At 50.0% G+C, this 19,612-nt stretch carries 18 protein-coding genes; 7 read left to right on the forward strand and 11 right to left on the reverse strand.

Features of this window, described 5'->3' with window-relative positions:
* Positions 1–87: 87 nt before the first annotated feature.
* Positions 88–1,101, reverse strand: coding sequence for an isoaspartyl peptidase/L-asparaginase family protein (locus tag ACYU8Y_RS09895; RefSeq protein WP_460936670.1), 1,014 nt, complete (start codon positions 1,099–1,101; stop codon positions 88–90).
* Between the two features lie 80 nt (positions 1,102–1,181).
* Here ACYU8Y_RS09895 and purU point away from each other — a divergent pair, with 80 nt between their 5' ends.
* Positions 1,182–2,102, forward strand: a complete 921-nt coding sequence (gene purU, locus ACYU8Y_RS09900; RefSeq protein ID WP_460936672.1) for a formyltetrahydrofolate deformylase — start codon at positions 1,182–1,184, stop codon at positions 2,100–2,102.
* Positions 2,103–2,116: 14 nt separating this feature from the next.
* On the opposite strand, the gene ACYU8Y_RS09905 is transcribed toward purU, so the two are convergent.
* Complete coding sequence (locus ACYU8Y_RS09905; protein WP_460936674.1) at positions 2,117–2,845, reverse strand: copper homeostasis protein CutC; 729 nt, start codon at positions 2,843–2,845, stop codon at positions 2,117–2,119.
* 317 nt (positions 2,846–3,162) lie between these two features.
* On the opposite strand from ACYU8Y_RS09905, the gene ACYU8Y_RS09910 reads away from it, so the two are divergent.
* Entirely contained in the window at positions 3,163–3,384 is a 222-nt protein-coding gene (locus ACYU8Y_RS09910) for a DUF2795 domain-containing protein (protein WP_009284883.1), read from the forward strand.
* Between the two features lie 101 nt (positions 3,385–3,485).
* Here the strand turns inward: ACYU8Y_RS09910 and ACYU8Y_RS09915 are convergent, their stop codons facing one another.
* Positions 3,486–3,974: a sterol desaturase family protein gene (locus ACYU8Y_RS09915; protein ID WP_460936676.1), complete on the reverse strand. Its 489-nt coding sequence runs from the start codon at positions 3,972–3,974 to the stop codon at positions 3,486–3,488.
* A 218-nt stretch (positions 3,975–4,192) separates the two neighbouring features.
* On the opposite strand from ACYU8Y_RS09915, the gene ACYU8Y_RS09920 reads away from it, so the two are divergent.
* The 3 genes from ACYU8Y_RS09920 (at position 4,193) to ACYU8Y_RS09930 (ending at position 7,677) form a co-directional block, all read left to right on the forward strand.
* Positions 4,193–4,861, forward strand: coding sequence for an AlbA family DNA-binding domain-containing protein (locus ACYU8Y_RS09920; protein WP_460939012.1), 669 nt, complete (start codon positions 4,193–4,195; stop codon positions 4,859–4,861).
* Between the two features lie 82 nt (positions 4,862–4,943).
* Positions 4,944–7,010, forward strand: coding sequence for an OPT family oligopeptide transporter (locus ACYU8Y_RS09925; RefSeq protein ID WP_460936678.1), 2,067 nt, complete (start codon positions 4,944–4,946; stop codon positions 7,008–7,010).
* A 100-nt stretch (positions 7,011–7,110) separates the two neighbouring features.
* Complete coding sequence (locus ACYU8Y_RS09930) at positions 7,111–7,677, forward strand: hypothetical protein (protein WP_460936680.1); 567 nt, start codon at positions 7,111–7,113, stop codon at positions 7,675–7,677.
* Between the two features lie 10 nt (positions 7,678–7,687).
* On the opposite strand, the gene ACYU8Y_RS09935 is transcribed toward ACYU8Y_RS09930, so the two are convergent.
* From ACYU8Y_RS09935 to ACYU8Y_RS09945, 3 genes are all read right to left on the reverse strand, one after another.
* Positions 7,688–8,809: a DmpA family aminopeptidase gene (locus ACYU8Y_RS09935; protein ID WP_460936682.1), complete on the reverse strand. Its 1,122-nt coding sequence runs from the start codon at positions 8,807–8,809 to the stop codon at positions 7,688–7,690.
* A 136-nt stretch (positions 8,810–8,945) separates the two neighbouring features.
* Positions 8,946–9,239, reverse strand: a complete 294-nt coding sequence (locus tag ACYU8Y_RS09940) for a chaperone modulator CbpM (protein ID WP_460936684.1) — start codon at positions 9,237–9,239, stop codon at positions 8,946–8,948.
* Between the two features lie 64 nt (positions 9,240–9,303).
* On the reverse strand, positions 9,304–10,209 hold the full coding sequence (locus ACYU8Y_RS09945; protein WP_460936686.1) for a DnaJ C-terminal domain-containing protein: 906 nt from the start codon (positions 10,207–10,209) through the stop codon (positions 9,304–9,306).
* 168 nt (positions 10,210–10,377) lie between these two features.
* Here ACYU8Y_RS09945 and ACYU8Y_RS09950 point away from each other — a divergent pair, with 168 nt between their 5' ends.
* On the forward strand, positions 10,378–10,881 hold the full coding sequence (locus tag ACYU8Y_RS09950; protein ID WP_460936688.1) for a DUF6265 family protein: 504 nt from the start codon (positions 10,378–10,380) through the stop codon (positions 10,879–10,881).
* A 92-nt stretch (positions 10,882–10,973) separates the two neighbouring features.
* On the opposite strand, the gene ACYU8Y_RS09955 is transcribed toward ACYU8Y_RS09950, so the two are convergent.
* From ACYU8Y_RS09955 to ACYU8Y_RS09965, 3 genes are all read right to left on the reverse strand, one after another.
* A complete protein-coding gene (locus ACYU8Y_RS09955; protein WP_460936690.1) occupies positions 10,974–14,264 on the reverse strand; it encodes a S41 family peptidase in 3,291 nt (1,096 codons plus the stop codon).
* Between the two features lie 132 nt (positions 14,265–14,396).
* Complete coding sequence (locus ACYU8Y_RS09960; protein ID WP_460936692.1) at positions 14,397–14,993, reverse strand: 3-keto-disaccharide hydrolase; 597 nt, start codon at positions 14,991–14,993, stop codon at positions 14,397–14,399.
* A 74-nt stretch (positions 14,994–15,067) separates the two neighbouring features.
* The gene (locus ACYU8Y_RS09965) at positions 15,068–16,189 is read right to left on the reverse strand and encodes a lactonase family protein (RefSeq protein WP_460936694.1); all 1,122 of its coding nucleotides are present in this window, start codon (positions 16,187–16,189) and stop codon (positions 15,068–15,070) included.
* Between the two features lie 255 nt (positions 16,190–16,444).
* Between ACYU8Y_RS09965 and ACYU8Y_RS09970 the strand changes: the two genes are divergently transcribed.
* Positions 16,445–17,329: an OmpA family protein gene (locus tag ACYU8Y_RS09970; RefSeq protein ID WP_460936696.1), complete on the forward strand. Its 885-nt coding sequence runs from the start codon at positions 16,445–16,447 to the stop codon at positions 17,327–17,329.
* Positions 17,330–17,478: 149 nt separating this feature from the next.
* Here ACYU8Y_RS09970 and ACYU8Y_RS09975 read toward each other — a convergent pair whose 3' ends face one another.
* Positions 17,479–18,252: a lipoprotein signal peptidase gene (locus ACYU8Y_RS09975; protein ID WP_460936698.1), complete on the reverse strand. Its 774-nt coding sequence runs from the start codon at positions 18,250–18,252 to the stop codon at positions 17,479–17,481.
* 62 nt (positions 18,253–18,314) lie between these two features.
* Positions 18,315–19,532, reverse strand: coding sequence for a proline dehydrogenase family protein (locus ACYU8Y_RS09980; protein ID WP_460939014.1), 1,218 nt, complete (start codon positions 19,530–19,532; stop codon positions 18,315–18,317).
* Positions 19,533–19,612: the final 80 nt, after the last annotated feature.

The raw sequence follows: 19,612 nt of genomic DNA on the forward strand, positions 1-19,612 counted from the left end.
GTTGTTTTGGCGCAATGGTTAATTACGACGACTTCCTGGCTGTTTTTCGTGCAAGTAAACAATATAAACAATGCGAGATAAATTTGTTTATTTTAAATACGACTTGGCGTCTGTCACCTGCGTCTGTTTATCCTGAGATAAAGTGAAGTTAAATCCTGGCTGAATGCTGAAGGCACCGTGTTCACCTTTCTTGTTAACAGCCAGAAAACCAACCTGTATATCTTTAAACTCTTGCTTGTTAACGATACGTAAAGCCGCTTCTTCGCAGGCCTGCTGCGGGGTTCGTCCCTGTCGCATCAATTCCACAACTAAAAATGAGCCGCAGGTACGCATCACTAATTCACCAAGTCCGGTAGCACAGGCCCCGCCAATTTCATTGTCGACGAACAGACCTGCGCCGATAATGGGCGAATCGCCCACGCGGCCGCGCATTTTATAGGCCAGTCCGCTGGTGGTGCAGGCTCCGGAAATATTGCCTTTGCTGTCGATGGCCAACATGCCGATCGTATCGTGCCGCTCAATGTTGGCAATGGGCTTATATTTGGCTGTTTTCAGCCATTCACGCCATTCTTTCTCGGCTTTTTTCGTGAGCAAGTTCTCTTTCTTAAATCCCTGGGAAAGTGCAAAGCTAAGCGCCCCTTCGCCCGAGAGCATCACGTGGGGCGTTTTCTCCATGACGGCACGTGCCACCGAAATGGGATGCATGATATGTTCCAGAAAAGTCACAGAGCCTGCATTTCCTTTTTCATCCATAATACAGGCGTCGAGCGTAACATGACCATCGCGGTCGGGACGGCCCCCATACCCGACGCTCATATCCTCAGGGTCGGCTTCGGGTATACGAACACCAGCTTCAACAGCATCCAGAGCGCTCCCGCCCCGATCAAGTACGGCCTGGGCGGCTGCATTGGCTTTGGGTTGTTTCCAGGTTGAGATAACCAGCGGGGATGGCCCGGCTGTAGTGGTTTCAGGATCAGGAGAATCAGTTGCCGAAAGACCTTTGAATGAGCCTATGTGCATTAATTTTGAGTGGCTGAATGACAGCGAAGGAACAAGTCCGGCCAGTGAACTAAGAGTCAGAAAACGGCGTCGATTTACCATTGATATAGGGCTTACGGCTCAAATTAAAGGAATAAACGGCTGGCATTTACTACTTTTAAACGATTTATTCAAAACGAAGGATGGGAGTTTCCGATAAACACATATTGCTCATGGATGGCCCCGATAGCAAGGGCCTGATTTATCACGTGACGGGCGTATTATTCCGGCATGGTCTGAATATCATCCACAACGATGAATATGTGAGCCCGTCAGGACGGTTTTTCATGCGGACAGAGTTCGAGGCCCAGCCTGGATTGGCCGGGTCGCGCCCGGTAGAGGGTGCTGCCAATACGTTTGACAGTGCAGCGTTGCTAAATGAGTTACAGACCACGGTGCCTGGTCATGGCGATCAGGCGGAAGGAAATCCTGGTCAGTCGGGTATTACGTTTCGCCTGAATCCCAAGCGTAAAAAGAATATTGTCGTCATGGTAACCAAGGAACATCACTGCCTGGGCGAACTACTGATTCGGTATGCCTTCGATGAACTGGATGCTACTATTCTGGCCGTTGTGAGCAACTACAACAGCCTGCAACCGCTGGTTAGTAAGTTCGGAATCCCGTTCCATTACATTTCGCACGAAGATAAAACGCGGGAGGAACACGAGGACGCAATTCTGCGGACCCTGACTATTTACGAACCCGAATACGTTGTGCTGGCTAAGTATATGCGTGTACTGACTGCTGGCTTTGTCAATCGTTTTCCCAACCGGATTATCAACATACATCATTCGTTTTTACCGGCTTTTATAGGGGCTAACCCTTATCGACAGGCTTACGAGAGGGGTGTTAAAATCATTGGTGCAACGGCTCACTTTGTCAATAATGACTTGGATGAAGGACCGATCATTGCTCAGAACGTAAAAGAAGTGGACCATCGCCACACCGCGGCCGATATGGCGACAGAGGGGAAAGACGTCGAAAAAATCGTGTTGTCGCAAGCCCTGAAATTAGTATTCAACGACCGCGTATTTATATCAGGCAACCGGGCTATCGTTCTGTAACGCGAACCGGGGCTTCAGTGGGAAAACTGGATTACGCCCCGGATTTTATCTTCGCTGGCTTCAACGTTTTCGTACTCGCCGGGTATCGATGATGCCATGGAGACCGACGGCTGTCGAAAAATCATGCCACTCTCTTCTTGCTGGCTGCCACTTAAATGCAGGGCGTCGACGCCGGCGTCGATGAGTAATTGAGCATTCCGGGCATTTACGCCCGCCCCCGCCATGATCTCGATCCGGCCCGCAGCTGCCTGAGCGAGTTTTTGAAGCGTAGATAGGCCGTTTTCGGCAGTTTGCTGCTGACCTGATGTAAGGATCCGGACGGCACCTGTCCGAATAACGGCTTCGAGGGCTTCGAGCGGATCGCGGGTCATATCAAATGCCCGGTGAAACGTAACCGGAAGGGGGGACGCCAACTCAACAAGTTGTTTGGTTCGTTCTTCGTCAACCGTCCCATCGGGGTTCAGCAGCCCAATTACCAGTCCATCAGCGCCCAGCGCTTTCGCCAGTTGTATATCGGCCTTCATAACGGCTAATTCGGTTTCCGAATAGAGGAAATCTCCTCCCCGTGGCCGAATCATTACATAGAAAGGAATGGTTACCTGTTGCCGTACCAATTGAATAAGGCCTGCGCTGGGTGTAGTGCCACCCTCTGCCAGGCCACCGCACAGTTCGATTCGATTAGCCCCGGCTCGCTGGGCCACAAGACATGAATTAAGCGAAAAGGAACATACTTCAATCTGCATGAAACAACGTAAACTAAAGGTGGAAGGAAAATTTGGGAAATAGTCTCGTAGTGAGTATATTGGAACTTATGGATGAGCAGGTAACGAAATTGATATACAGAGAAAAGTACATTGATTTCAATTTTTAGCCGTATTCGAAATGCGAATTAGTGCCTTTCTTTTATAGGAGAAAAACAATAGTCTATTTTTCACGTTAATGGCCTAAATCCATTTAAAAGACCAAGTGCGAACATTTTGGCTAAAAACGGCTTGGATATTAACGGTTTTTTTACTTTTGCACCCATTGGAAAAATAGTCATTCAAATATCGAACACACTATGTACTGGACACTCGAACTGGCATCCTATCTGGAAGATGCCCCCTGGCCTGCCACGAAAGACGAACTAATTGATTACTCGATTCGCTCCGGAGCTCCACTTGAAGTTGTTGAGAACCTTCAGGAACTCGAAGATGATGGCCAGCCTTACGAGAGCATTGAAGAGATCTGGCCGGATTATCCAACCAAGGATGATTTTTTCTTCAACGAAGACGAGTATTAGTCGTTCGGGCATCATCATAAAAAAGGCGTATTCCCTAAAACGGATACGCCTTCTTTGTTGCGTTTGCGCCAGTATAGCTATAAATACCCAGATCAATGCAATTAAGCCTGTGTTGATCTGGACGGGGTATCTGGCTTAACTGTTTTCACGGGTCGGTCATATTTTTTGGGTGCATACAGGAAACCAAATGCTTCGGCTCCTTCCCGCGTGTGCACTTTGTGGTGAATGTAATGCGCCCGCATAATGCGCTGCATGTAGCGACCGCTTGTGTCAAGTTTTACTTTCACGCGTCGGTGAACAATAATATCGTGGAAAATAAAATAGAATAGCCCATATAGAGTCACACCGGCACCAATCCACGTCAAAAATCCTAATTCCGGTACGGCAACTCCCGCCAAAAACATACCAATGGCGGTCAGGCTAAAAACGACGGCGAACAGATCGTTTATCTCAAAAAAACCGTTATGATGATTGTGGTGATCGCGGTGCCAGCTCCATAAAAAACCGTGCATAATGTACTTGTGCGTAAACCACGCCACTCCTTCCATAAACAGGAAAGTCCCTAGAACCAAAGCAACATTTACCAGCATTTTTGTGTTTCTTTAGTAGTACAGATAAGAAATTGACAGCGGTTTTAGCGTTCGCCAGTTCTGTCTTATTTGTCAGATTATCTACTTGGCTAACGGTTTGTGGCATCAAAAAGTTGACACCAGTAAACCCGGATTTCATGGCAAAGTAGAGATACGAGCCAAATAATTGCAAGTTTGTGGAAAAGCCGTATCTTTATCGGGAGTCAGTTGTCAACCAGATGAACCCATCGGTTATGGACTATCAAGCACTCAAGAACCTGGTCAAACGGGGAGAGGGTAGCAATTTAGAGTTCAAGCTGAAAACAAATCATCCCGAAAAAATTATTCGGGGCGTGGTCGCCTTCGCTAATACAAACGGAGGGGTCATGCTCATCGGTGTCGGAGACGACAAGAAAATTCCGGGATTGAAATACGCCGATGAGGACGAATACCTGCTCGTCCGGGCCATCAACAAATTCTGTTTTCCGCGCATTTCCTACACCATCGAACGGGTGCAGCTTTACGACGAGCGTGAAGTGCTGGTCATTCGTGTGCCACGCAGTCCGACCCGTCCACATTACATCATTCCTGATCCGGCCGAACCCGACAACAAGAAAGCCTACGTGCGTGTGGGCGACAAGTCTGTTCAGGCCAGCCGCGAAGTGCGCGAGATCCTGAAGGGCGAACAGGCTGAGCGCGACATTCGCTTCCATTACGGCGAAAAAGAGCGCAAGCTGATGCAGCACCTTGGTGAACACAATAGCATAACGGTGGATCTGTTTGCGTCCATTGCTGGTATCTCACGTCGCATCGCATCCCGAACGCTGGTTTTGCTGGTGCTGGCTCACGTACTTGACATTCATCCTAGCGATGTAATGGATAAATACACGACGCGGGTGCTTCAATAAAGTTAGCGAGTGTCGTTCGGTATGTTTGGAGAATGTCTTACTTTGTTGGGTTCAGGAATGAAGCTCAATAAACCTTAAGATAATGTCCTTACCAACGCCTGCCCATAAACCGTTTGTGCCCGTCACGGAATCACCCGCCGAGTTTACCCTTAAAGCGATTATAACCGGTTCTGTATTTGGCGTTTTGTTCGGGGCTGCCACCGTCTACCTTTCCTTAAAAGCGGGCCTTTCCGTATCGGCCTCCATTCCAATAGCCGTACTCGCTATCTCGCTGGGCCGCCGGTTCCTCAATACGACTATTCTCGAAAACAACATCATCCAAACCACCGGATCGGCAGGGGAGAGCATTGCCTCGGGGGTTGTTTTTACCATGCCTGGCTTCCTGTTTCTAACAAATGGTACCGGTGCTGACTTCTTCAATTACTGGACAATTCTTACGCTGGCCATTCTGGGTGGGCTGATCGGTACGCTGATGATGATTCCGCTCCGGCGGTCGCTGATTGTGCAGGAACACGGAACATTGCCCTATCCTGAAGGAACGGCCTGTGCATCGGTCCTGATTGCGGGCGAGAAAGGGGGCGACTTTGCGAAAACAGCTTACCTGGGTTTAGGAACAGCCTTACTATACGCTTTTTTGCAAAAGGTGATGCACATCATTGCCGAGGTGCCGGTTTGGGCAACGAAGCAGGCTAATCGTTACTTTCCATCAGCGCAGGTGTCGGGTGAGATAACGCCGGAATACTTGGGTGTGGGCTATATTATTGGTTTCCGTATCTCGGCCGTGCTGGTTGGTGGCGGTATTCTGGCGTGGCTTGGCCTCATTCCGTTGCTAGCCTCTGTTGTGCCGGGCGACACCATTGCGCTACAGCTACAGAAACTCGGTTATTTGGCCGACCTTCAAACGGCGGGTGGACCGGGCGGCTGGAATCCCGCAACGCACACGTTTACGGATACGGCTGCCGCCGTTTATCGGGCCTATATCCGGCAAATTGGTGCCGGAGCGGTTACGGCTGGTGGATTTATGACCCTTATCAAAACGATTCCAACCATTATCTCGTCGTTTCGGCAAAGTTTCAGCCGGGCGTCTATTAATGCCATGGAAACCGAGGAAGCCTTGAGCGGTAAGAGCGCCATTGCCCGCACAGAGCAGGATTTGAACGTTCGCATTGTCATTATCGGGAGTATTGTGCTAGCCATATTGATGGTCGTATTGCCCCAGATTCCGGGGGATTCGGTGCTGACTAAATTACTGATTGCCGTACTCGTCATTGTTTTTGGGTTCTTTTTCGTAACCGTTGCCAGCCGCATAGTTGGACTGATTGGCTCGAGTTCATCCCCGGTGTCGGGGATGACCATTGCTACCATTATGGGTACAGCCCTCATTTTTATCGGTTTTGGGCTAACAGGGAAAGCCTTCGAACCGGCTGTGCTGGTGGTAGGGAGCATGATTTGTGTGGCGGCTGCCAATGCCGGGGCTACCTCACAGGATCTTAAAACGGGTTACATCGTTGGTGCTACGCCCAAGTACCAGCAAATGGCTTTGTTTATTGGCGTCATTGTCTCATCACTGGTTGTTGGGGCAACGGTGAAAATTCTGGACACACCCACGCCTGATCTGCTGGCGCAGGGAATTACCCACGCCATTGGCTCCGACAAGTTTCCAGCACCACAGGGAACGCTGATGGCTACGCTTATTAAAGGACTGTTGTCGTTCAACCTCGATTGGCAATTCGTGCTGGTCGGCGTGTTCATTGCCTTCGTTTTCGAGCTGTGTGGTGTCAGTGCGCTGGCCTTTGCGGTAGGGCTGTACTTACCCCTGTCGACCACATTGCCCATTTTTGCGGGTGGACTGGTGAAAGCCATCGTTGACTGGAACGCCAAACAAAAAGGGACTGTCGAAGAGGATGCTGATTTAGGAAAAGGAAATCTGTTTGCAACAGGGCTGGTTGCGGGAGGAGCCCTGGCGGGCGTTGCCGTGGCGTTGTTGTCGGTTAACGAATCAATTTACAACGGGCTACAGCAGCTTACACTGGAGCCGTTTCTGAGCGGAGCTTTGGGCGAGGGTGGCTATATGTTGCTGGGTGCACTGGCCTTTGCAGGCCTTGCCCTTATACTATGGCGAGTAGCAGAAGGCAGGCAGGAGGGATAGACAACCACCGCTCAGTAAACTAAAGGTGAGTTGGTAGTAAGCATTAAAGAATTAGTGGTTTATTGATAGGTCGTGTGCTCCCACGTCTAGCCTTAACGCCATGCTGACTGCTGTATCTACTTTCTTTTATCGTATTTCGTCCTGGAGAGTATTGTGGCTGGCTGTTGTTTTTTACATCCCTTTCCCGGCCTATTTCTTGAAAAATTTAGATGCTACCATCAACGCACAGGCGGGCCAGCCTATTGGCCCCGTCGATTTGCTGGTTGGATATAACCCGGCCAGGATTAGCAAAATGATTGGCGCGTATGGAGACAAGGGCCGGGCAATTTATGCCCAGGGCGAATTGACTATCGACGTTGCCTATGCCTTTGTCTATACTTTTTTACTCTGTGTCTTATTGACGTTGCTATTCAGGCATCGGACGTACACCTCTTTCCGGCTGGTCAATGTACTGCCCATTAGCCTGTTAATTTTTGATCTGCTGGAGAACAGTTGCATCGTCTATCTGCTCAAAATTTACCCAAAGACGTCGCCGGTTGTTACTGCATTTTGCTCGCTGCTGACCAATCTGAAATGGACAGTAGCCACAATTGTCGTGGGATTGGTTGTGTACGGGTTAGTAAAACTAGCCATACGAAATGGCCAGGCGACCCTGAAGCGTAGCTAGCAGAAATCGATTAATGCAGTTGGCCTGCTTTCTTGATCAATTCCACAACCTTGTCGACTGGCAGCTGCTCGACCTGGTGGCCCTGATCGCCGGTGAGTGTTTGGGCGGCAAACAAGGAGTTGATAATGGCCTCTTCGGTTGCGTCAATGGCAGCCATAAATAGTGGTGAAACGCTATCATTCCGCAGAACTTTCTGCTCATCGAACGAACTGGCTGATTCGTGCTGAATTTGGTAGGCAGTCGATACGGCAATGACATAATCTCCGCTGCCGTTCGAGGCAATACCACCCGTTTGGGCGAGGCCCATAAACGCCCGTTTAGCCAGCCGCTTGAGATTACGGGCGTCTAGGGGAGCATCGGTCAGGATAACCATCATGCACGAGCCATCCAGATTTTTTTTAAAGTCATATCGGCCCAAGGCCACGCCAATTGGTACACCGGCAATCTGTAAAACCCCGCCAAAGTTCGTTTGTACCAGCGCTCCGACCGTATAGCCACCCAGCGATGCCGGTAATTTGCGCGACGACGTGCCGATGCCACCTTTAAAGCCGAAGCAAACCGTGCCCGTTCCGGCGCCAACGTTTCCTTCGGCAACAGCACCTGTTTTTGCCTGCTTCAGGGCATCGAGTACATGCTGTTTCGTCACATGCCGCCCACGGATGTCGTTTAAATAGCCATCGTTGGTCTCGCCCACCACCGCGTTCACCGACCGAACCTGTTCATTACCTTTCTGAGCTAGTGTGTAGTCAATTAATGCATCTGCAGCGGTGGGCACGCTGAGTGTATTGGTCAAAATGATCGGCGTTTCGAGCGTACCCAATTCGTCAATCTGGCTGTAGCCCATCAGTTTACCAAATCCATTTCCGATGTAAATGGCGGCCGGGTTTTTCTGCTGGAACTGGTTGCCGCTATGAGGAAGAATGGCTGTAACACCCGTGCGAATAGCTTGGTCCTGCTTCAGCGTTACCTGCCCGACGAGAACTCCCGGCACATCGGTGATCGCATTCAGTGGACCTGTCGGTAGCACTCCAAACCGGATGCCATACTCGCGGGGGCGTTTGGGTGTCTGGGCCATTACCGACTGAGCAATAGTGAGCAGAATAGTGGTGAATAAGCAGTAACGGAACGGCATCGAAAGGGAATTTTAGCGCTTGATCAGGCTAATATACACGGCCATCCATTATTTGCCCATCGCTCCCGTATGAAGAATGCCTTTTCGAAGGCTACTGCTCTGCGTCCATCCATTCTGACCTGGCTGAACGTATGCCTTATTGTTCGTAAAAGAGTAGTCGGTTCTGTAGTCGTGCGACCTCATGCTGAAGGTCAGCCATCCGATCCAGTAAATCATTCACAATATCAAGATCATCGGGGTGAATGGCCAGCTCCTGGTGAAGCCGAACGAATTTTTCCAGGCGCGGAAGCTGCTCGGACTGAATGTAGACGGCCTGTTCAATGGCTACGGTTTCAACAAGGCCCTGCTGCGCCAAAAATTGAATAAACGTGATTTCGACCTGATTGTGTACGCAGAATTCACGGACGGGAATAAGGTGATCGGGCTGCATAGGAAAAGAAATTTTGATTTTTAGGACACGATTTCGACAAAAGCCGTATCGCCAAAAACGGTTTTTACATACTGGCTAGTTGTCGGAAGAGATCTTTTTGCTCGTCGGTGAGACCGGTAGGAAGTTTTACCTGCCATTGCATATACAGATCACCAAACGAACCCTCCTGTTTGTAAACGGGAAATCCTTTGCCTTTTAGCCTTACTTTTCGGCCATTCTGGGTTTCGGGCGGAACGGTCAGCTTCACTTTGCCGTCCAGCGTTTCAATAATTTTTTCGCCACCCAGTAGCGCGGTGTACAGGTCAATCTCTTCATCGACGTACAAATCGTTGCCCTTGCGCTTGTAGCGACTATCGTCGGCGATAACGAACGTGATGTATAAGTCGCCAGCGGGGCCGCCGTTCACGCCCGGAGCGCCATAACCTGTCAGCTTTATCTTCTGACCATTTTCAATGCCTGCCGGTACGGTGATCCGAATGTTCTTACCATCGATCGTTAGCGTTTGTTTGTGTGTCGTGTAAGCATCTTTCAGGTTCAGATGTAGCTCTGCCTGATAATCCTGTCCGCGAAATTTAGCCTGCTGGCGACTACCACGCGGTCCTGCATCCTGACCAAACATAGAGGCAAAAAAGTCCGAGAAATCTGCCCCGCCGAAGCCGTCGGAGAAGTCGTACTCGCCCGTATCGCCCTGAGCGTATTGCGGACGTGAACGCTGTTGCTGCCGTTGCTGCTCGAACTGATCGGCATGTTGCCAGTCTTTACCGTACTGATCGTATTTTTTGCGTTTTTCGGGATCGCTCAGTACCTCATTCGCTTCATTGATCTGCTGAAATTTTTTATTGGCCTCCGCATCATTCGGGTTCAGATCGGGGTGGTGTTTCCGAGCCAGTTTGCGGTAGGCTTTCTTTATATCTTCGTCCGAGGCCGTTTTCGGTATGCCCAGAACGCTATAATAATCGATAAAGTCCATGTTCTGTAAGGCGGGTATCTACAGGTGAATGATCGCTACTAATTACCCCTATAAACACAGAACTGAAGGGGAAGGTTGTTTTTTTAAGCAGGAAATGATTCCGGGATGGGTAGGTAGATATAAGTTGAGTTATCGTTTTTATCCAATAAAACCAACCAGATAAAGTCAATGAAAAACTACTTCCTGCCCGTTCTATTTCTCTTTTGCTTTTTAGCCGTTCCAACAGTTCAGGCCCAAACAACAGCTAAAGCCGGTAGCCTGGCCGACGTTAGTTTTATGGAGGGCCGCTGGCGGGGAACCTTCAATGGCGGTCCCATCGAAGCGGCCTGGATAGCCCCCGTCGGTGATAATTTGACGGGTTTCATGCGGATGATGAAAGATAACAAAGTTAGCATGTACGAAATGCTGATTTTTGAGCAGACCGAACAAGGACCCGTCGTGCTGGTCAAACATTTCAAACCTGGGCTAATCGGGCAGGAGGAGAAAGATAAATCGGATCGCTACAAGTTTATCGAAGCCGGTAAGGAAAAGGCGCTGTTCGAGAAAGAGGATGGATCGATTCGGATCATCTATGAGAAACGGGGGAAGGATCAACTAGCCATTCAGCGCGGTCAGCAGAAGGATGGAAATTGGGCATTTGCTGATTTATTTGTGTTTGATCGGGTGAAATAAGGCATAGCCCGGGCAATGAGTTCTAACGTAATGGGCCCAACCTCTCGAATCAAAGAAAGGCCGGGCCCATTACGTTAGCGGGGGTAAAATCCCTATTTTCCCGTGCTCAACTTTGAGGATTTATCCTCATTCAGTTCCTTTATCAGTTCGGCTACGGCGGTGTCTAGCTGTATATTTTTATCCGTAAAACTTTCGCCAATGGGACGCGATACGGCAATGTCGACCGGGCGGGGAGCCAACTCCATGTTTTTGCCTGTATTATCCGTAATCTTCGAGAAAGGTAGCCGCAGGTTTGAGCCATCGATGAGTTGGGCGGCTGAGGTAAAAATAATCCAGCCTGCCGTCGGTTCGCCCACTACCTTGCCTAGTTTCAGCGTTCGATAACCCTCCGTGAAGTCTTCCGCATCGGAAAGCGAGTGTTGGTTTGTTACCAAAATCGTCGGCGTTTCCAGCGCCCGCTGGCCCAACTGAGTCCGTGCCGGAGCTGCCGGGAGGCCGCGCGAAGTCATGGTCAAGTAACCTTTGCGCGTAAACACATCCAGTGCATAGGCGTTGACGAATCCTCCATTGTTGTTACGAACATCGACTACGACACCCTCTCGGGCGTGATTATCGGCATCCAGATCGAGGCTCAACTGCGCCAGTGATTCGGCCGACATATCGTACATGTGCACGTAACCAAGCCGGCCACCGCTGACTTTCTCCACGTACTGGCGTTGTTGTTGTACCCATTGTTTATACAGCAATCCCTTTTCGGTCGTCAGATTAACCGGGCGAACCGTTACTTCCTGCGGTGGGGCGCTGGGCGATGAGGCAATCAGGAGCGAAAGGCGACGGTTAATCTGGTTTTCCAGCAACTGATCGAGATTGGTCGTGGCGGTAATTTTCGTATCGTCGACGCCCAGTAAGTAGTCGCCCGGTTTGATCGTTCCTGATAGGGCGGCCGGACTCAGGGCGATGACTTCGGTAATTTTCAGCTTGCCGGTGTTTTCATACTCGGCCCGGTCAAACCGTAACCCAAGTCGGCCGGTGGTTGTCTGAACCGAACCGGCTGGGCCAGAGATGCCCGAGTGCGATGCATTCAGCTCCCCCAGCATCAGGCTAATCAGCCGACGTAATTCGTCGGGTGTTCGGGAACCAGTCGCCAGCGGTTCATACTCCGCCCGGATCGCCTTCCAGTCGACCCCGTGAAAGGTGGAATCATAAAACCCTTTGTTCTGAATGTCCCATGCTTGCCGAAAAACCTGTACTTTTTCCTCACCGAAATCGACGTCCATTTCAGCCGTTACGGCAAGCGGTTTAGGCTCGCGCTTGTCCAGCGTAATGGATTGGATTCTGCCCTGCTCCAGGTAAACGATTTCTTTGCCGTCGGGCGAGAACTGCGCTCCGTTTTTACTGCCTGCCGTAGCGGTTAATTGCCGGGCTACGCTTTGATCGCGGCCCAGCTCATCGAGTGAGTACGTATATAAATTTTGCTGACCCGCCACGGTGGCAATTAGCAGCAATGTTTTTCCATCCTTGCTGATCGAATGAGCATCAACGTCGACGCCTACCGGCAATAGGCTCAACCGTTGCCGAATATCCTCGAAGACAATCTTTGTCGCGCCAGCCCGGCCTAGTTTGGCCGTGTCGCCAAGGGCGACTGAACTGGTGTCGCGAGTAGCCGTTTTTGCAATAGCGGGCGATGTCGGCACTGGCTTTAGCGTTTTGGGTACTTCTTCGTTGAACAAATCCCGAAATTGATCTTCGCGGAATTTAGGCGAACGAGGTACCAGGTCAATACGGGCAATCTGAGCGGTTTCGGTACGCTGGGTCGTCCCGAACAGGATGTATTTTCCATCGGGGCTCCAGCTTACATTACCACCAAAGGTATTGGCCAGAAAACTAACGGGTTTACTTTCGCCACCAGCCGCTGGAATGATAGAAATATTTCGGAAGGTTTTTGCGCCGTACGCGGCAAACGCAATCCACTTTCCATCCGGTGACCAGACAACCGAGCCATTTGAACCAAAAGGCGGTCGGCCGAGATAGGCTCTCTTCAGCAAGCGATCTTTCTTGTTTGCTAGGTCCAAAACACGCAGTTCCTGCCCATTCCGAACGTAGGCGAGTGACTTGCCATCGGGCGAGAATACCGGCGAACCGTCGTCCAGCGAACCGTCTGTCAGGCGCGTCTCGTCGCGGGTGGCAAAGTCATACCGGTAGAGGTGTGACGCACCGTCACGCGTTGACGTGTACACCAGACTGCGGCTGTTGGGTGTCCAGACGGGTTGTGATTCATTAGCTGCACTATGACTGATTCGGGTTGCATCGCCCCCCTCTTTGGTTGAAGCGGCAAACACTTCGCCATGAGCGATAAAAGCTACTTTTTTGCCATCTGGCGACAGGCTAAGCTCCCGGAATTGATTTGTTAGTTTCAGCCGTTCAACAGCCGGGCTGGCGGCTACGCCCCGAAGCCGAACGGCGATCGGTGCGGCCTGGCGGCTGGCAATGTCGTATTTCCAGAGCTGAAAGTTGCGCTCAAACACAATGGTTTTGCCATCGTACCCGATGGATGGCCACAGAACCCGGCCATTCGTAAATGTCGTGAGCATGCTGGGTTTTCCTCCCAACGGGTGTGCCCAAAGGTTTTGCCCCTGCGTACGGTCCGAAACGTAAAAGAGCGATTTGCCATCCTGACTCCACATCGGCCAAAGCTCTTTCGCGCCACCTTCGGTAACGCGTTCGTAAGCCGAACCGGCTTTTTTTGCATCGGTATGGTATAGCCAAAGTTCGGTTTCGTCGAGGTGGCTGTGGCCTTTCCGCCACCATTGGTTGGAGGCAATTCCCCGGGCCGAAAAGGCCAGTGTTTTACCATCTGGCGAGGGAGCGCCATAAAATTCGTTGGCATACCGGTCGGCGGTAATGGCCATTGGCGTACCACCCGCTACTGAGACGCGGTAGATGTCGTTCATGCCGGCAATATCCCGGCTGGTTGATTGAAAATAAACCATCTTCCCATCCCGCGACCAGGCATTGAGCATCTCGGCTCCATCATCGTAGGTAAGCCGTTTTATGGCTCCGGTTTCCAGGGTTAGCAGATAGATATCGCCGTTGCCTGTACGAGACGAGACAAATGCCAGATACTTGCCATCGGGCGAATAAAGTGGCCGCGATTCGTTATCGGGGTGGGAAACCAGTAGTCGGGCTTCTCCGCCAGCGGTGGGCACTGTCCAGATATCACCGCCCGAGACAAACGCAACTTCTGCGCCGTCGGGAGAAAGGCTTGGCTCCGCAAAGGCAAATCTAGGCGTGGGCAATACTGGCTGCGATTGTCCTCCTGCTGGAGAAACAAGGGCAGCCAGTAGCAGAAAATGAATGATTTTTCCTTTTGTAGATGTGTTCATTGATGGATTACTTGTTGATGAAGCGGGTGTGAATAACGGCGTACAAAAGTCAGCTTATTGTCGCCAGGGGATGGCGCATTAAAAAAGAGCGTGTCCCTCCAGTCTGCACCGGAGGGACACGCTCCGTAAGTACTACAATTCCTGTAGTTTGAAATTTTTCCAGCGGACTTTGATGCCGCCACCGTCGTGAATCTGTAGTGCTACGGAGCCTTCACCTTTGCCGATTTTTTCATCTGTGAAATCGACCATCTGCGTGCCATTCAGGAAAGTTTGAACATGATCGCCCTCCACCCGAATGCGGAGCTTATTCCATTCGGTGGGTTTCAGGATGTTTTCTTTCTCGTCGGGAATCTGAACAAGCCAGTTCCGACCGTAGGATTCGTAAATGCCGCCCGTATCGTGGTTAGGAGGGGCAACCTCTACCTGCCAGCCACTAACTTTGGTGCCTTCGATGGTAGAACGGAAAAATACGCCACTATTTCCGTTGGCTTCCTGTTTGAATTCCAGCGTCAGATCGAAGTTTTTGTAATGCTTCTCCGTGGCCAGATAGCCGTATTTTTTGTCCGGGCCGCTTTCGCAAACGAGTTCGCCATTGTCGACATACCATTTTTCGGTGCCGTAGATTTTCCAGCCAGTGAGGTCTTTTCCGTTGAACAGCTTAATTGTTTTGGTTGGTGCCGTGAAGGCAAAGGCCGCCACGATGAAGCAAAATGCAATGCAGTATTTCATTGAGTATTGGGTTTTGAGTTGATCGTAAGTGATACAACAGGCAAATTAGTGCGTTATTCGTTACGGCAAAAATCCTAGTTGCCCGCCATGAGCACACATACCGGAGCTGGAACCTTCACCGATTGGCCGGTATATGTCAGTTTGCCCGTTTTTTGGTCTCGTTTGAAGATCGTTATATTGTCTGTGTCCTGATTCGCCACGAAAACGAAATCACCTTTTGGATCGATCAGGAAGTTACGGGGCGTTTTTCCTTCCGTTGATTGATCCCCCACTTTCGTCAGCCGCCCATCGGGACCAATGGCAAAAATGGCGAGTGTATTTGCGCCCCGATTCGAGAAATAAAGAAATTTGCCCGACGGATCAATGTGAATGTCTGCGCTTGTGTTCTGGCCACTGAAGCCGTCAGGAAGCGTCTTCACGTTATCGTCGATCAGGGTCAAGGCACCGGTTTTTGCATTTCTGGAGAAGACCGCTACCGTTGAGGTCAGCTCCTCCACCAGGTAAGCATACTTGCCGTTCGGGTGAAAGGTGAAATGACGCGGGCCGGAGCCGGGCTTTACCGCTACGTATGGTGTCGCGGCTGGCTTTACCGTACTGGCTTTGGTATCTATATCGAAGATGTTGAGCTTATCGGTTGTCAGATTCGCTACGTACAAAAAGCGATTGTCGGGCGCAAGCGTTGCCGAGTGAACGTGAGCCTTGTCCTGGCGTTGTGCGTTGGGGCCGGTACCCACATCCTGAACACTGTCGGTAGGTGCTGCCAGACTCCCATCGGCATTGACCGGCAGTACGGCCAGACTACCACCACCATAATTGGAAACAAAAACCGTTTTACCTGTCTTATCGACCCTGATATGACAAGGCCCGGAACCAAGCGAAGACTGGCCGTTGACAAATGTCAGCTTGCCGGTTGCTTTATCGATCGCGTACGAACTGACTCCACCCAGTTTGTCGGCTCCTTCGTTTACGGAGTATAAATATTTGCCTGATGGGTGAATAGCAAGAAAAGAAGGGCTCTTGGCATTTGAAACGGATTGCACAGGTTGCATAGAACCCGTTTTGCGATCAAATTCAAATACGTAAATACCTTCGCTGCCCCGAAGCGAATAGGTCCCGACATACATAATTTCTTTACCCGATTGGGCCTGTGCTGCCAGACTCATTCCAGCCAGAATGCCTACTACTAATTTGTTCATGCTACATAAGTGAGTTCGAATAATAAGGATAGAGTAACGCTAAACTACCGATTCGATGCGTACGACATGAACAGACAATAAACAGTTTTTAAAAAATTGGGTAGTAGATAAGAAAAATATATAGTCAGAATAGTTTTAGATTAAAATGATGTAAAGACGATTGGCCGGAATGCGTTACTTTTGCATAACGATTAGTGCCGTTCATTCTCAGCATTTATCATTCAAACCTAACTTTTCGTTAACTCCTCCAGTACTATGAAACGAGTATTGATTCTTTTTGCGGCCGTAGCAATGTTAGCTTCCTGTAATAGTAAGAAACGCATGGCCGAAATTAAAGCGTTGCAGGATGCCCGCGATAAAGCCGTTGCGTCTCTGAACGACTGTGATCAACGTACCGCTACTCTGCGGACACAATTATCGGCTAAAGACACCGATCTGCAGGGTAGAGACAAACAAGTGAACGATTTGCAAGCGCAAGTCGATTACCTCAAAAAGACAAACACGAACCTCCTGGATCGGATGTCGGATTTGTCTATCGTGAGTAAGTCAGGAGCTGAGAGCATCAAAAAATCGCTCGAAACCCTCAATGAGCAAACGAAGTACACCAACAATCTGAACTCGACCATCCAGCGAAAAGATTCACTGAACCTGGCCCTGGTAATGAGTCTGAAACGGTCGCTGGACGATATCAACGATCAGGACGTTCAGGTTGAAGTGAAAAAAGGTGTCGTTTACGTCTCGATATCTGACAAATTGCTGTTCAAATCGGGTAGCTACGACATTACGCCAAAAGCTGAAGTCGTGTTAGGCAAAGTAGCTAAGGTAGTCAACGATCACAAAGATCTGGACATCCTGGTTGAAGGGCATACGGATGCTGTTCCCATTTCAACGGCTGCTATCAAAGATAACTGGGATTTGAGTGCTCTACGGGCTACGTCCGTTGTTCGGACGCTGCAATCTAAATTTGCTGTGGCCCCTGAGCGCCTGACAGCTGGTGGCCGGTCGGAGTTCGCGCCTAAAGATGATAACAGCACAGCGATGGGACGTCAGCAGAACCGTCGTACGGAAATTATCATCACACCTAAACTGGATCAGTTCTTCAATCTATTGTCGAGCGGTCAGGCAGGCGGAAGTAAATAATAAAGTTTTTCCGGCCAATTCGGGAACTCTCTATACTGAAAAAGCCCGTACCGGATTCCGGTACGGGCTTTTTCAGTATAGAGAGTTCAACCGTTATTCAGAAGACAGAGAACTATAGTTAGCCATTGCTGCTGGAGTTGAGCTTTCCGTTATTCGGAGCGTTTCGGCTCTTCAGGCCAGACCGACTCCGGCGTTGGCTGCTGGCTATCGTCAGTTAGTGATTCGCTGTTGGCATCGGCTGGTTTTGGCGCTGGTTCTTCGTCGACTAGTTCGGAAGCAGGCAGTACAGAGGCTTCGGTGGCGTCGGGGCCTGTAATCGGTAAAAGGCTATCCTCAAAAGGTGGCTCGCCAAAGAAACGTCGCTGGAAAAACAAAATGATGCAGACACCCACGAAAATACAGGAGTCAGCCACGTTGAAAATAGGCGTCGAGTAGTACTGTCCACCCCAGACCGGCACCCATTCGGGAATAAAACCCTCCCAGACATCCACAAAGATCATGTCGATCACCTGACCGTGAAACCAGGGTGTGGGCGATCCATAAGGAGCATTGTTCAGAAAAACGCCATAAAACGTGCTGTCAATAACGTTGCCAACAGCTCCGGCCAAAATCATGGCCATGGCCCATAACAAGCCATTCGGTGCTCCCCGATGGGCCAGATTGACCAGGTAATAGCCAATGCCGACCATCGCAAACAGGCGGAAAATACTGAGCAGAAGTTTGCCATATTCATGGCCCAGTTGCATGCCAAATGCCATTCCTGGATTCAAGACGTAGTGGAGCTTGAGCCAGTCGCCCGCCACTTTAATCTGACCCGCAAAGCCGGGAGCCATGTAATAATGTACTGCCAGCTTAACGCCCTGATCGAGTGCAATCAGCAGGAATGTCAGCAGGAAAAACTTATAGGGGCTTTTCTGAATCATAATAAAAAATACAGCAAGGTACCGATCACTTAATCGGGGCCTTGCTGTCTATGTATACTCGGTTACTTACAGCCCTTACGGCGCTTCAATTCATTACTTACTAACGTAAACTCCCGGCTGCTTTGGCCGGCAATTGACTTATTCTCGTCGGCCCGACGGAACAAATAAGGCATAACCGCTTCAACCGGTCCGTAAGGCACGTATTTGGCAACGTTATAACCGGCATTGGCCAGATTATACGAGATATTGTCACTCATGCCCAGCAACTGCGCAAAATAAATATGCCTGTCTGCAGGCTCGATACCCATCTGGCTCATGTGCTGGACACAGTACTGACAGCTTTCTTCATTGTGCGTACCCAGGCATATGGAAATGGTTTCGCGGTTCTGGAGGCAGAAGTCAATGGCTTCATTGAACGCAATATCGGTATCCTCTTTAGTGGCCTGAATAGGATCCTGATATTCCTCCTCATGTGCCCGCAGACGCTCTTTCTCCAGATAGGCACCCCGTACCAGCTTGACGCCCAGGTAGTAACCCTTTGCCTTTGCCTCGGCCGTATCCCGACGAAGGTGTGCCATTGTTTCCCAACGGTACATCTGGTACGTATTGTATACGATGGGGCGCTCGTGGTTATAGCGGTCCATCATCTCGTAGGCCAACGTGTCAATCGTGTCCTGGATCCAGCTTTCCTCAGCGTCGATAAACACACGCACATTGCGTTCATGAGCTCGCTGACAGATTGTGTCTACGCGCTTCATAACGCGGTCAAATTCAGCTTTTTGGTCTTTCTTCAGTGAATCGCCAATTTGAATGGCTTCCAGCAGCTCGGTAGAGGCAATACCGGTTACTTTGAATACAGAAAATGGAATGTCGTTGGATTCGCTGGCGCGCTCGATGGTGCGAAGAATTTCGAGCGTTGTCTCGTCGAAACTTTTTTCAGTTTCCTCACCCTCAACGGAATAGTCAAGGATCGTTCCCACGTGAACCTTGTGCAGGGTCTGAATTGTTTTTTCAGAATCCTGGATACTCTCTCCCCCACAAAATTGTTCGAAAATAGTGTTTTTAATGAGGAATTTGATGGGGAGACGTAAACGAAGGGCGATCTTTATAAAAAAAGTCCCTAAATTTACCAGCCATCCCTTATTCATCAACGCAAATAACCAGTAGGTCTTTCGGAGTTTGAAATCCGACTGGGACGAAAAAGCAATCGAAGTGTCCTCAAATGATAAGGGGCGTGTGTTCGGCTTTAAGTCTGTAAGGCCCTGGACAGTCTCCGGCATTAAATTACTTCGGTTTGACATATCAGTGCTCCGTTTGGGCGGTGCTACTAGCATAGCTTAAGTGCGTGTCGCTTAACACG

The organism is Spirosoma humi, from assembly GCF_054776575.1.

Bases quoted from the DNA above. Each gene is read 5' to 3' on its own strand.
- ACYU8Y_RS09895 (WP_460936670.1), bottom strand. From the start codon at position 1,101: ATGGTAAATCGACGCCGTTTTCTGACTCTTAGTTCACTGGCCGGACTT.
- purU (WP_460936672.1), top strand. From the start codon at position 1,182: ATGGGAGTTTCCGATAAACACATATTGCTCATGGATGGCCCCGATAGC.
- ACYU8Y_RS09905 (WP_460936674.1), bottom strand. From the start codon at position 2,845: ATGCAGATTGAAGTATGTTCCTTTTCGCTTAATTCATGTCTTGTGGCC.
- ACYU8Y_RS09910 (WP_009284883.1), top strand. From the start codon at position 3,163: ATGTACTGGACACTCGAACTGGCATCCTATCTGGAAGATGCCCCCTGG.
- ACYU8Y_RS09915 (WP_460936676.1), bottom strand. From the start codon at position 3,974: ATGCTGGTAAATGTTGCTTTGGTTCTAGGGACTTTCCTGTTTATGGAA.
- ACYU8Y_RS09920 (WP_460939012.1), top strand. From the start codon at position 4,193: ATGAACCCATCGGTTATGGACTATCAAGCACTCAAGAACCTGGTCAAA.
- ACYU8Y_RS09925 (WP_460936678.1), top strand. From the start codon at position 4,944: ATGTCCTTACCAACGCCTGCCCATAAACCGTTTGTGCCCGTCACGGAA.
- ACYU8Y_RS09930 (WP_460936680.1), top strand. From the start codon at position 7,111: ATGCTGACTGCTGTATCTACTTTCTTTTATCGTATTTCGTCCTGGAGA.
- ACYU8Y_RS09935 (WP_460936682.1), bottom strand. From the start codon at position 8,809: ATGCCGTTCCGTTACTGCTTATTCACCACTATTCTGCTCACTATTGCT.
- ACYU8Y_RS09940 (WP_460936684.1), bottom strand. From the start codon at position 9,239: ATGCAGCCCGATCACCTTATTCCCGTCCGTGAATTCTGCGTACACAAT.
- ACYU8Y_RS09945 (WP_460936686.1), bottom strand. From the start codon at position 10,209: ATGGACTTTATCGATTATTATAGCGTTCTGGGCATACCGAAAACGGCC.
- ACYU8Y_RS09950 (WP_460936688.1), top strand. From the start codon at position 10,378: ATGAAAAACTACTTCCTGCCCGTTCTATTTCTCTTTTGCTTTTTAGCC.
- ACYU8Y_RS09955 (WP_460936690.1), bottom strand. From the start codon at position 14,264: ATGAACACATCTACAAAAGGAAAAATCATTCATTTTCTGCTACTGGCT.
- ACYU8Y_RS09960 (WP_460936692.1), bottom strand. From the start codon at position 14,993: ATGAAATACTGCATTGCATTTTGCTTCATCGTGGCGGCCTTTGCCTTC.
- ACYU8Y_RS09965 (WP_460936694.1), bottom strand. From the start codon at position 16,189: ATGAACAAATTAGTAGTAGGCATTCTGGCTGGAATGAGTCTGGCAGCA.
- ACYU8Y_RS09970 (WP_460936696.1), top strand. From the start codon at position 16,445: ATGAAACGAGTATTGATTCTTTTTGCGGCCGTAGCAATGTTAGCTTCC.
- ACYU8Y_RS09975 (WP_460936698.1), bottom strand. From the start codon at position 18,252: ATGATTCAGAAAAGCCCCTATAAGTTTTTCCTGCTGACATTCCTGCTG.
- ACYU8Y_RS09980 (WP_460939014.1), bottom strand. From the start codon at position 19,532: ATGCCGGAGACTGTCCAGGGCCTTACAGACTTAAAGCCGAACACACGC.